At 38.1% G+C, this 12745-nt stretch carries 10 protein-coding genes and 2 other annotated features; of the genes, 1 reads left to right on the forward strand and 9 read right to left on the reverse strand.

Annotation, left to right across the window (positions count from 1 at the left end; genetic code table 11):
• Nucleotides 1–6 precede the first annotated feature (6 nt).
• The 5 genes from LI951_RS10160 to LI951_RS10180 all read right to left on the reverse strand — a co-directional run bounded on the left by LI951_RS10160 (nucleotide 7) and on the right by LI951_RS10180 (nucleotide 6856).
• Complete coding sequence (locus tag LI951_RS10160) at nucleotides 7–687, reverse strand: methionine ABC transporter permease (protein ID WP_202067726.1); 681 nt, start codon at nucleotides 685–687, stop codon at nucleotides 7–9.
• A gap of 11 nt (nucleotides 688–698) precedes the next feature.
• Nucleotides 699–1769 carry a methionine ABC transporter ATP-binding protein gene (locus LI951_RS10165; RefSeq protein ID WP_229442062.1) on the reverse strand — a complete coding sequence of 357 codons (1071 nt, stop codon included), beginning with the start codon at nucleotides 1767–1769 and terminating at the stop codon, nucleotides 699–701.
• 127 nt (nucleotides 1770–1896) lie between these two features.
• Nucleotides 1897–2152, reverse strand: a binding site (T-box leader).
• 86 nt (nucleotides 2153–2238) lie between these two features.
• Nucleotides 2239–2485, reverse strand: a binding site (T-box leader).
• 330 nt (nucleotides 2486–2815) lie between these two features.
• Entirely contained in the window at nucleotides 2816–3496 is a 681-nt protein-coding gene (locus tag LI951_RS10170) for a fructose-6-phosphate aldolase (protein ID WP_202067724.1), read from the reverse strand.
• 208 nt (nucleotides 3497–3704) lie between these two features.
• Nucleotides 3705–4493, reverse strand: a complete 789-nt coding sequence (locus LI951_RS10175; protein ID WP_202067723.1) for a glycyl-radical enzyme activating protein — start codon at nucleotides 4491–4493, stop codon at nucleotides 3705–3707.
• A gap of 14 nt (nucleotides 4494–4507) precedes the next feature.
• A complete protein-coding gene (locus LI951_RS10180) occupies nucleotides 4508–6856 on the reverse strand; it encodes a formate C-acetyltransferase (RefSeq protein ID WP_267491720.1) in 2349 nt (782 codons plus the stop codon).
• Between the two features lie 191 nt (nucleotides 6857–7047).
• Between LI951_RS10180 and LI951_RS10185 the strand changes: the two genes are divergently transcribed.
• Complete coding sequence (locus tag LI951_RS10185) at nucleotides 7048–7812, forward strand: DeoR/GlpR family DNA-binding transcription regulator (RefSeq protein WP_229442063.1); 765 nt, start codon at nucleotides 7048–7050, stop codon at nucleotides 7810–7812.
• A gap of 472 nt (nucleotides 7813–8284) precedes the next feature.
• Here the strand turns inward: LI951_RS10185 and LI951_RS10190 are convergent, their stop codons facing one another.
• From LI951_RS10190 to LI951_RS10205, 4 genes are read right to left on the reverse strand one after another with little or no spacing between them, the layout of a single operon-like run.
• Nucleotides 8285–9388, reverse strand: coding sequence for a PTS fructose transporter subunit EIIC (locus LI951_RS10190; protein ID WP_202067720.1), 1104 nt, complete (start codon nucleotides 9386–9388; stop codon nucleotides 8285–8287).
• 18 nt (nucleotides 9389–9406) lie between these two features.
• A complete protein-coding gene (locus tag LI951_RS10195; RefSeq protein ID WP_202067719.1) occupies nucleotides 9407–9715 on the reverse strand; it encodes a PTS fructose-like transporter subunit IIB in 309 nt (102 codons plus the stop codon).
• Nucleotides 9716–9741: 26 nt separating this feature from the next.
• Nucleotides 9742–10206: a PTS sugar transporter subunit IIA gene (locus LI951_RS10200; RefSeq protein ID WP_202067718.1), complete on the reverse strand. Its 465-nt coding sequence runs from the start codon at nucleotides 10204–10206 to the stop codon at nucleotides 9742–9744.
• 14 nt (nucleotides 10207–10220) lie between these two features.
• The gene (locus tag LI951_RS10205) at nucleotides 10221–12152 is read right to left on the reverse strand and encodes a BglG family transcription antiterminator (protein ID WP_229442064.1); all 1932 of its coding nucleotides are present in this window, start codon (nucleotides 12150–12152) and stop codon (nucleotides 10221–10223) included.
• Nucleotides 12153–12745 lie beyond the last annotated feature (593 nt).

The raw sequence follows: 12745 nt of genomic DNA on the forward strand, positions 1-12745 counted from the left end.
CCATTTCTAATGTGATGTTTTTTTTATTAATAAATTACTGATAAACTGACTCAGAAAAACCAAAATCAGTATGATCACCGTTGCTGCAATAGTCACGTCTGTTTGAAATCGATTATAGCCTCTGGTAATTGCCAGATTTCCCAATCCTCCGGCACCTATAGCACCAGCCATTGCCGTTAAGCCGATTAAATTGATCACTGTTACTGCTGACACCCGAATAATACTGGGCAGACCCTCAATCAAATAAACTCGAACAATGATGCCAAAAGGACTGGTGCCCATCGCTTCAGCTGCTTCTATGATCCCCTGATCCACTTCCAGCAGCGCATTTTCAATTTGTCTGGCAAAAAATGGCGTTACTCCCACAATTAATGGAACCAGAGCTGCCGTGGTTCCGATTGTCGTTCCTGTCAGCATACGAGTAATCGGCTGAATCAGTGCCAGCATAATAATAAAGGGAATGGAACGACAAACATTTATGAATTTCTCCAAAATATTGTAAACAAGCTGATTTGAAAAAATTCCTTTTGGAGCTGTTGTCACTAAAATGACCCCTAAGATAATTCCTAAAATTCCAGCTCCCAAAGCTGTCCAAAATACCATGTACAGCGTCTCAATTGTACTATTGATAAACTCCTGCTTAAGCTGAATGACATTTGGAAAATAGTTTTGTAAAAATTGCTGCATCTCGTCTCCTCCTATATAACCTGTAATTTCCGTTTTTCTTTATTCTGATTTATCTCTTCAAGTACGCTGACCTTCACCTGCTGCTCTGCCAAAAACTCTCTGGCCTTCACACGTTGATTTTCTTCACCGCATAAAACGACAATCAGGCGTCCAATCGGCACCTGCTGAACAATTTCTACATTGCCATATAATATGTTCGTGATCACATGATATTTACTAAACAGCTGGGCAATCAGCGGCTCACTCGTCTGCTCTCCAACGTAAGACAATTCTACAAGTTCTTCATTAACAGCCAAATTAGTTAATGTTGGGTGTTCAATGATGGTTTGCAGTGCCTGATCAATATGTGCTGCAGTTCGAATAAAATCCTTCGTCAACTCTTCTTTGGGATCACTGAAGACTGTTACAATATCATTTTCCTCAATCACCTTTCCATCTTCCATTACCGCAACACGGTTGCATACTTCTTTGACAACCTGCATTTCATGAGTGATTAAAACGATGGTAAGACCCAGCTCCTGATTAAGTTTTTTCAGCAATTCAAGTATTTGAATCGTTGTTTTAGGATCAAGAGCGCTTGTTGCTTCATCACAGAGCAGGATTTCCGGATCATTTGCCAATGCTCTTGCAATCGCTACCCGTTGTTTTTGTCCTCCTGACAGCTGGCTGGGATAGGCTTCCTGTTTTTCCTCCAGCCCAACCAGCTGCAGCAGTTCGTTTATTTTTCTCTTTCTCTCCTGTTTATTTAACCCTGAATACTTCAGAGAAAAATCAATATTGTCAAACACAGACCGTTCATTCATCAAATTGAAGTGCTGAAAAATCATCCCAATTTTTTTCCTCTGTTCTCTCAGCCTCCTTGGTGAAAAGCTCAGAAGATTTTCCTGATTGATAATCACTTCCCCGATATTTGGGCGCTGAAGCAAATTGATAACACGAACCAGAGTACTTTTTCCGGCACCTGAATACCCCACAATACCAAACACGTCACCCTTATCAATTTTCAAAGAGACTTCCTTTACCGCTTCTATTTTTTTCTTTTTTTCCTGAAATGTCACACTCACATTTTTCAACTCAATCATAGATTTCACCTCACGTATTTTTTACAAGACTGATGAAGCTTATTTTCAGCTCCACCATTCAATTCTTTTTTCAGCTGCTCTTCTTCAACGAAAAAAGGCATCCTCAAATGTACAAATTCCTTATACACTTGAGGACGCCTTCTGCGTGCTACCACCTCTTTTCGACACTGCTTCACAGCAGTCTCCTCTGCAGGTACGGTGATTTTCATCACTTATACCTCTGCACTATATCGGGTGCTGCCGTCACCGCCTTATGAAGAAAGTCTCCACTCGGGATGTTGCTCAATGGCCATTTTCCACATGTCTTTTATCACCTGTTTTCAGCTGCCCAGGCTCTCTGTCTGATAAAAATCCATCTGTACTTTCCATCTCAATGCATTCATTATTTATTTGATAAAACTCTTTTTCTCTTTTTCCACTCCTCTATTCCATTTTAAAAAAAGAAAAAGCCCTTCTACTGCAAATACAGTAAAAGGGCGAATAATCCGCGGTACCACCTTCATTGAAACAAACGTGACTTAAATCCGTCTGTCTCTTCTCTAATACAAGTCAGTTTCTAACTTGCTGCATTGATATCGGGTGCCGCCCGAAGTTGCTTACTTATCAACAACTTATCCTCTGAGACCATCTTCAGTTATCCTGTCTTATCTCCTTTCACCTAATGGAGACTCTCTTGCAAGACCGCTCAAACTTACTCTTCTCTTCATCGAATTTAATTATTAAGTGTTGATTAATATCTTATAGGATTTTTTTTATACTGTCAAATGTTTTTTATCATTTTTTTCAGAATAATAATTTACCAGTACATTTCCTTAGCTTACAAATGTATCAAAAGTACTATTAGCCTAGATTAAACTGCGGGCAGTTAAACAGAAAAAGCCTTCTCAGAAGAGTTTGGGACAGAATCAAAGTTCCAAACTCTCTTCATATCTAACCCCGAATAAATAGCGGTACAAAAGCAAAAATTCTTTTTGCGACGAGTAACTGCAGGAGCAACTCCTTCGAAAAGGCTTTGGCCTTCTATTTACTCAGTTTTTAGCTGTTCATTATAAATCAGCGATTGTTATCCCTTTTCCAAAAATTTGCTCCCAGTCAGCAGTAAAATCGTCTACAGCCTTTTGAATGGAAGGCATGCCAAATGCCTGTTTGAAAATATCTGTTCCCATTGTAGCGGCCTGCGCTCCGCATTCTAAAGCATTATTTACCTGACCAACATTTTTAAAACTGGCTGCCAGTATTTTCGTAGAACTGCGGGTCCTTTCAATTTCTTTAGCCATCTCAGCAATACTTTTGCACGGATCAATATTCAAATTTTCCATTCGGTTAAAATATGGGGCAATATAATCTGCTCCTGCGGCAATTGCCAAGTACGCCTGAAATTTAGTATAGATAGCAGTGGCAGTTACATTAATTTTTTTCTCCTTCAACGCTTTGATTACTTTCAAACCTTCTTCATTCACTGGCACTTTAATATAAACATTTTTATCAATATTTTTCAAAATCGCATCAGCATCTGCCAGCATTCCTTCAAAATCCTGAGAGACCACTTGAACATGCAGAGAATTTTCAGAACCAATAATTGTACGAATTTTTTTCATGTGTTCAAAGAATACTATTTTTCCTTCATTTTTAACAATGGAAGGGTTAGAGGTAACACCTGCCAGCGGAACAATCTCCTTATATTTCTTTATATCTTCTAAATTCGCTGTATCAAGCATAAATTCCAATTGACGTCACTCCTTTTCTTTTTTACACCCTCAGTTTATCAGCTCTAACTCTCTGAAGCCTTATCCTCACAACGAAAGTTTGCGAAAATCAGTAAAATCAGAGGTTATCCTCAGCAGCTTATCAAAACGTGCACATTTGTGCACTAAATGGATTCGAGCTCTTTTGTTCTATTCAAGGAGACATCAACAGAAAATTTCCAAATACCTTTTATTCCAGTCCATCAACATTTGGATGAATACCATTATTCTCAAACAGTTCTCTAATTTCAGTTATTGTTTTTTTAGAAAGAGGCTCACTGTCTTTCATTTCATAATTCCAACCCAGATATTCATATTTACTGCTGCCATATTGGTGAAAAGGAAGCAAGTGCACTTCTTTTATATCTAAGCGATTTAAATAGTCAATTATCTCCAACAAGTTATTTTGGACAGCTGTATAACCGGGAATTAAAGGAACACGAGGTATCAGATCAATTTCATCACGGTATGCCGCTGCCAGTTCAAAATTTTCTTTTATAGTATTTACATCCAGACCAATTACCCGCTTCGCATCTGCGGCATTCATTAATTTCAAGTCAAATAACACCTGATCCAAATAAGGCAAAAGCTTTGCCAGACGATCAACTGGAAAACATCCTGTTGTTTCAATAGCTGTATGAATCCCCAAATCATGAAGCTCTGCCAGCAGTTCTGCAGCAAAATCTGCCTGCATCAATACCTCACCGCCTGAAAGAGTAACGCCTCCTCCTGAAGTTCGATAGAAAATTTCATCTTTCAACACCTCATTAACTACTGTTTCAACATCATACCATTTTCCCACGGTTTCCTTTTTGCCGTTTTTTACCCAACTAGTTGGTTGAACAGCCAACCTTGACTCAGGATTTGAACACCATGGACAGGCTAAAGGACAGCCTTTCAGAAATACGATTGTCCGGATACCTCCTCCATCATGAATCGAGTAGCGCTGAATATTAAATAGTAAGCCTTTATTCTTCATGAATATCCCTCTTTTTATAGTTCATGCTCTACACGAGCGATAATATCGTCTTGGATTTTCTTATTTAAATCAACAAAGAAAGCACTATAACCAGCCACACGTACCAATAACCCCGAGTACTTCTCCGGTTCTTTTTGTGCGGCAAGCAATGTTTCTCTAGATTGAACATTGAACTGAACATGCTGAATTTTCAATTTTGTATAAGCCATTAGAAAATCAGCAAATTTATTCAGTCCCTGTCTTCCTTTCAGTGTATTCGGCTGAAATTTCAAGTTCAGCAGGCTGCCGTTAACAGTCAGATAATTATCCAGCTTACTGACTGATTTCAAGACTGCTGTAGGTCCCAGTCGATCACGTCCGACCATTGGCGACAGACCGCCGTCAGCCAACTGCTCCTGGGCCTTTCTTCCGTCCGGTGTTGCCCCGACTGCTTCTCCTAAAGGAATATGTGCAGAAACTGTATAAGCTCCGGGAATAAACTGCCCTCCACGGACATTCGTATATTTTTCCAGCTCCTTCGCATAGTGACGAAACAGTTTAGCAGCAATTTCATCAATCTCATCATTATCATTTCCATATTTATCAAAGTCCTGAATCACATGGTTTTGAAGGATTGCATAATCTCCTTCAAAATTAACTTCCATTCCGTTCAACAACTCTGAAAAAGTCATTTCCTTGTTTTCAAAAATCATTTTCTTGATTACATACATGGAATCACTGAGATTTGCTTCTCCAATTCCCTGTACACCGGAAAAATTATACCGTGCACCGCCTTCTGTTACATCTTTCCCGTTAATTAAACAATCCTGAATTAATACTGATAAAAATGGAGTAGGCGCGTAATGGCGATGACCCAAATCCACAATATCTGAGCCCTTTGCTACTAATTCCACATAATAAGAAATACTGGATTTAATGTCTTCCGTCAATTCATCATAAGTTAAATCAGTCTTGTTTCTCAATTTATACATACTGAGCTCCATAATTCTCAACAAATTAAACAGTGCAATATCATGAAGACCATACGTTCGTCCCGGAATGCTCGTTTCTACACAACCAACCGTTGCATAATCTCTCGCATCATCCAGTGAAACCCCTTTGCTCAAAAATCCCGGTATACACACTTCATCATTAAAAAGTTGGGGAATGCCCGTACCCAAACGAATAGTTTCACAAGTCTTTAATAAAAATTTCCTTGGAATAAGCTCATTCATTCTTACAGATAAATTTGGCTGCGGCAGCAAAATTTCATGATACAGCTCAAGCATGATATAGGATAATGGATTAACAGAAGCTTGTCCCAGCTCATTTAATCCTCCCAATACAACCGTATATCCAGTGGGAAATCCTGCAAAGCACTTGGCACTGCTCTCACTCCTCAGCAAAACAACATCATTGGTTTTAATGTAAAAATCTCCCAGTACTTCATATAAAAATTCTTCCGAAATACCAGCTTTTTGAGATTTCACATAGAATGGGTACATGTATTGATCCATTCTCCCGAGTGAAAGCGAAGATGCATTTGATTCATATTGACCAACAATACTTGTCATCCATAATAATTGGAGTGCTTCATAAAAGGAGTCCGGTTTTTCTGCACTTAGCTTAAGACACATATTTGCGATTGTTTGTAATTCTTTTCTTCGTGTATCATCCGTTTCATTCTGGACCATTCTTTTTGCAAGAGTACTGTATCTCAAAAAGTGATCTTTCATGGCATTAAAGAGAATATGTCCGGCTTTAAAAAAATCATTTTCAGGCTGCTCAGCCATTTTTTCTTCTAAAAGTTGAATATAATGCTGTATACCGTAAGTCAGAATAGACGGAAAATCCATAATTATATGACCCTGTCCTTTATCCGTCTGATTCAGTTTGAAAACTTCCTTTTTCAGTGCATCATTGATTTCATCTGTAATCTGACTGGTGATAAAATCCTTCATTGATCTGCCTTCCCAATAAGGATACAGTTGTTCGCGATAGATTCTTTTATCTTCTTCAGTAAATTCAAACTGATCTTGCGGGCGGGTGTCAATCGTATCAATTTCTTTCACAATCCAGTATGGGTCCATTTCAGGAGAAAGAATTCCAGAGCGAGGACGAACAGTTCGATTTCCAACGAGAAGTTCTCCTTCACGAATACTGATTTTTACGTGATTCATAACATGTTCCACAGCTTTTGCACGCCGTATAATAACAGGCTGTCCTTCTGTTTGTTTATAGCTTTCGGTATAGAAAAGCGCGCGTTCCAATGATATCCGTCTTTTTTCTTTAAACAGATTATCTTTCATTCGCTGAATCCGCTCATTTCCATTCATTACTACATTTACAATATTTTTTTCTTTCTCGATAACTCCGTTTGACATTATTAATCCTCCTTCCTTTTTCTCATTTCCAGTATAAAATATACAAAGGCTTAATTCCATGTTTTTGTTGGATTTAAAAACGAATTCCATCAAAATATTTACAAAAACCAATTTTTAAACATTTTTTTCTTGGATCAATGTATTATTTTAGTGTAAAATAAATGAATAATTGATAATTGGAGGAATTTAATTTGAAAGCTTCTGAAATCACTGCTCGCAGAAATCGAATCTCTGAGCTGCTGTATCAAAATCAGACGATGAAAGTAACTGATTTAGTTGCTATTTTTAATGTTTCAGATGAAACCATTCGAAAAGATCTGAGCTATTTGGAAGATGAAGGGATCTTAATAAAAAAATATGGACGAGCTGAACTGGTACAACAGGAAGAGCTGACACCAGTAATCAACCGTACCCCCATTCATCTAGATAAAAAGCGACAGATTGCTGAAAAAGCAGCAGAACAAATTCCCAAGCATTCCTGCAGCATCGGATTAGATCAGGGCAGCACGGTGGCTTTACTTGCAGCAAAAATCCAGAAGCTTTCTGAAAAACAAATTTTTACAGGCTCCTTGGCAGCAATTTTAGAACTGGTGAACAGCCAGCATCAGATTTACTGTTTTGGAGGACGTTATGCCTTTAATGATATGGCTTTTCACAACGACACCTCTATAGAGCTTTATCCTGATATTCAGTTGGATCTATGCTTTTTTGGCTCAAGCGGCGTTCAAAATAGAGAAGGCTTTTGTACGTCTTCTTTGGTTGATGCAGAAATAAAGAGAAAGCTTCTAAAAAAATCTGCAAAGAAAATTGTTTTACTGGACAATACAAAATTTGAGTCAACCTCTTTGGTACAGGTTGCTTCATGGAAAGAAATTGATCTGGTCATTACCAATCATTTTATTTCTCAGAAAGATCGAGAACGAATCAGTGCACAAACAGAGTTGATCACTGTTTAGAAACGATTAGATCCTTCAGCTGATTCTTCACTACCTGCAAAGTAATGTGTTTGAAATAAATTTAAAAGAGAGAGCGGGACAGAAATAAAGCCCCAAACTCTCTTCGTATCTATCCCCGAATAAACGGAAGTACAAAAGCAAAAATTCTTTTTGCGACGAGTAACCGCAGGAGCAGCTCCTCCGAATTAAGCCGAACGATCCTGAAAATATGAGGAGCTCCAGTTCCTTCACCGAATAGGTAACAGGACTTCATCTACTCTGCTAAAGCAATCCTAGTGAAGCCTGCCAACTCTCGCATGTTTCATACATAGAAATTGATGGGATCGAAGCACAGCGGAGTATAGTGTATCAATTCTCAGCTATTCATTCTATAAATAGTGTTCCTTGACAACTTTCGGATATTCCTTCTTAATTCTCGGAGCTGATTGCTTTTGTCACAACCTCCCCTTATTTTATTTACACGTTTATCAAACTACATAATTGTAATATCTAAATCAAACTCTTTATCCAGCCCTGTATGTGTCTCCATTTCCTCCGCTTTTATCTCTTTTTTCAGCACCACAACGATCACTGCAGTAACCACAGCACCTAGAAGTGTTGCTGCCGCATACATCAGCGGATTGGAAACAACTGGTAAAACAATCCATCCGCCCCATGGTGCGGGATTTCCTGCACCTAAAGTCATTGCTGCAGCAGAACCAATTGCTCCGCCAATAATATTGGCAGGTATTACCCGAAATGGATCAGCTGCTGCAAAAGGAATTGCTCCTTCAGAAATTCCAACCATCCCCATAACAAGAGCTGCTTTACCGGAATTTTTCTCTTCAACAGTAAACTTTTTAGGAGCAATCAGTGTAGCAAGTCCCATAGCCAGCGGGGGAACACAAATCGCCACTCCGATACCGGCCATAATCAGCAATGCCGTATCACTTGGCACACCTGTTACAGGGTCCAGAGTTCCGACCATAGCAGAGCCAAATCCAAAAGCCACTTTATTAATAGGCCCACCCATATCCGAAGCAATCATTGCACCAAGAATTAAACCAAGTACAACCAGATTTCCCGTTCCCATTGCTTCCAGCCAAGCAGTCATTGCTTCCATCGCTGCAGCAATCGGCTGCCCGATCACCCAATACATCAGTCCGCCGACAATTATTGTTCCAAGTAAAGGAATAATAAAAATTGGCATCAGTGAACGCAAGTTGGCAGAAAGTTTAATTTTTTTCAAGTAAGAAACGGTTATTCCTGCCAAAATCCCAGATAAAATTCCGCCGATAAAGCCTGCTCCAATATTGCTTGCGATCATCCCTCCGATAATTCCTGGCGCCAAACCAGGACGATCCGTCATTGAAAATGCAATATACCCGGAAAGCATAGGGACCATTAAGCCCAGACCAGTAATCCCTATATTAGCAATATCTGCAAGAACTCCTTCACTTGGGACAGCCGCATTTCCAGAGAGGAGCACACTGACAGCCAGCATAATTCCTCCTGCCACCACAAAAGGAATCATGTAAGAAACGCCGGTCATCATATGCTTTCTGGCATCTTTCAATAAAGAAATAAGTTCATTCATATTCTCTCCTCCTAGTTTTTATCCTAATTTTTCCTGAATCTTTTTGATTATCAACTCTGCTTTGTTTATACAATCCCCCGCACTCACTCGAACAACCGGCTTTCCTTTGAATCGTTCTTCATTCTTTATTCCAATATTATTGGTTAAAATAACAGCTGAGGCTGCCGCAACCTGTTCAGCTGAAATTTCATTTTCAATTCCTATTGACCCTTGTGTTTCTACACAAATTTCCACACCATTTTTCTTTGCTGCAACCTCCAGACTTTCTGCTGCCAAATACGTATGGGCTACTCCTGATGGACATGCTGTCACTGCGACTAATTTCATCTTCTTCCACTCCTTCTTACTATTTTCTAAACTGTTATGCTTGTCAGACTATCATTGATCAATTCAACAATTTCCTGCTTGTCTTCTGCTGTTTCCAATTTATTTCTAAATTCATCATGAATTAATTTTCGGGATAAACCGGCAATCATTCGCAAATGCTGATCTCCTTTGCATTCTTCTGGAACAGCTAAAAGGAAAACAATTGTCACATTTTTTCCATCCAAGCTGTTCCAGTCCACTTCATTCTTTAGACGGCCGAATGCAACGGTGGTTGCTTTAACATGCGAGCACTTTCCATGTGGAATTGCAATACCAAAACCGATACCTGTTGAGGTTAATTCTTCCCTCTCAATCACACTGTCAAAGTATCCTTCAAAATTATTTATGCGATCATCCAAATCTATTTTATTTGCCAAATGTCGGATAATTTCATTTCTTGAAAGTCCCTCAACCGATAAATCCACTAACTCTGTATTAATCACTTCTGCCATATGTCTTCCTTCTTTCAATTGGATAATTTATTTACAAAATCAAAAACCTTCTCTCTGCTCATAACAATCTGATATATTTCCGAGAGTATTCCTTTAATATATTTTCGGTCTTTTTCCGAAATACAAATCAGGATAATAACCTTCACTTTATATGCATCCCAGCTTATTTCACCATTTAAAACAAGAACACAAATTTTTGAATGCACAACATTCTTGGGGGAAGCATGTGGAATCGCCACACCTGTTTCCAAAGATGTTGCCCCTAATTTTTCTCTTTCAAATACATCAGTTCGAAAGGCTGCTGTCACATCACCTGATTTTTCCAACTTATTGATGATAAAATCCAGACAAGCTTCTTTATCTCGAATATCTTCTTTAAAAAATATATAGTCAGAATCCAGCAAATCAGCCATATACGTAAAATCTTCTGTAAACATCTCATTGTCTGCAGATTCTTCCAAAAATACTTCTGAATACAGTCGGGAGATATTCTTTAAATCTGTTTGACTGATTAGCGGCGAAACCTGAACAACCGGTTTTCCTACTGCCCCAATTGCTACCGAAGAAATGATGAAATCTATTTTTGAAAGATCGTTCCTTTTCAGCTGACTAAGCGTTGTTACCTCCAAAGAATCTTTCTGCGGCAGCATTTTTCTGACTTTATTAATAATCAGTTCTGAGGTTCCAATACCCGTAGGACAAACGATCAGTATTCTTTTTCCAAAATCCATTTTTTCCAGTGCTACCTGAAAATAAACAGTCAGGAAGGAAACCTCATCATCATTAAAAGTCAATTGAAGTTGTGTCTCAATATCTGTCAGTGCAAAACGAACAGAGTTAAACGTCAAAGTGTACTGGTTTTTTATTTCTTCCATAAGAGGATTATTAATAGTGATACCGGACTGCACACGGTAAATCATTGGTATAAAATGAAAAATTAGTCTCTCCTTCAGTTCATTGTCGGAAGCAAATGTCAGTTCGAAAATCTCACTCATATTTCTGATTAGCTTATCTACGCTTTCATTGATTACTCTGTTTGTCTTACTCGCTTTTTCCTTTAACTTAATGCCTTGTGAAATAAGTAAATGATTTAATCCTTCAATTTCCGTTTTTGCATACTTAATTGGATGGATTAACGAAACTTCTGCAAGTATTGAATTGGAAAGATAGTATGTCTCTATTGATTTGATCTGTTCGAAAAGGAAGTTGCTTTCCCGTTCCAGCAAGTACCCATGTATAGTTCTATACAAGTAGATCAGTACATGAAGTGTTGCAGATTTTAAATAATGCCCTGGAAAATAAAATTCATCTCCATCATATAATTCAGCCATTTTCCTGAAGACATACCTCGTAAGTTCTTTATCAAACAACTCTCCGAATATTTCTGGTCCGATACGTTCAAATTCTTCCATTGATTCAAGCTTATGATTCTTCATTAGCTGTTCAGCAAGTAAAAACAAACTCTTTCTAATCTCCTCTTCTTCTGCAAGGATACTCGTTCCGCGTTTCGTACTGGATAACTTTATACAGTATTGAGCTTGGATTTTCTCCAAATCATTTTTAATTGACGTCGAACTGACAAAATATTTATCCATCAATCGCTGATAGGTAATTGTCTCATTATCAATGAGCATAGCTGAAGCAATCATAAACTGTCTATTTTCAGGACTTTCTCTGTCAATTCCATCACTGTTTTTTTCTCTGCAAAAGCTTCTATTTCTAATTGCCTCTACAGAGCCGGTCAATCGAATACCCAAACATCTTTTTTTCTCAAGCTTTACAGGCAGCTCATTGCTTTTGATCCATTCATTGATTGCATTCAAGTCATCATAGGTTGTACGCACTGAACGATTCATTTTTTCAGCAAGTGCAGTTACAGATATGAACTCTGCATCCCAAGCCAGAATATTTATCATTTTCTGCTGCCTCTCAATTAACTCTTTCATTATTCCTCCTCCCTGTAAACGTTTTAGCTTAAACAAAATATAGCACAGATTTTTTCTGTCCTATAACACATCCTGTTGCACATTCATTTCTGCAAAAAAAGATATTGCAATCTTTTTCACAATAAAATCTGCAATGGTTCTTCTTCTTGCTTCATCCATCTCTTCTTCTGCTTAAAGCTTCTGTGTTTACACCCTTTATTCAGTATTCTTACACGCCAGCTGTCCTTCTGTTTCTTAAAATGATCTATTGTTGCTTAATAATAATCACCAGAAGAAAGCGCTTCAAGTGTTTGCAAAGTAGAAATGATACCTTTAGAATGAGAAGACTTCTAAATCAGACCGGAATTTATATCCACAAAAAATATTTATTTAAATCAGCACATTTGTGCATATAACATTTAGAAATAACATTTTCGCTTAAAGACTGCAGCTGGTAAAACCAGCAAAATAGTGAGTGTGGGACAATAGTCAGAAAAAAATCTGATTATTGTCCCACTTTTTTTGATTTTAAGGTATACAAAAAGCACACGACCTTATAAGATTAAAGTGACTAAACTCAACCAAAAAGGAGTGTGCCTTATGTTTAAAAATTA

Source organism: Enterococcus sp. BWT-B8 (assembly GCF_020567625.1).
Classification (GTDB): domain Bacteria; phylum Bacillota; class Bacilli; order Lactobacillales; family Enterococcaceae; genus Enterococcus_L.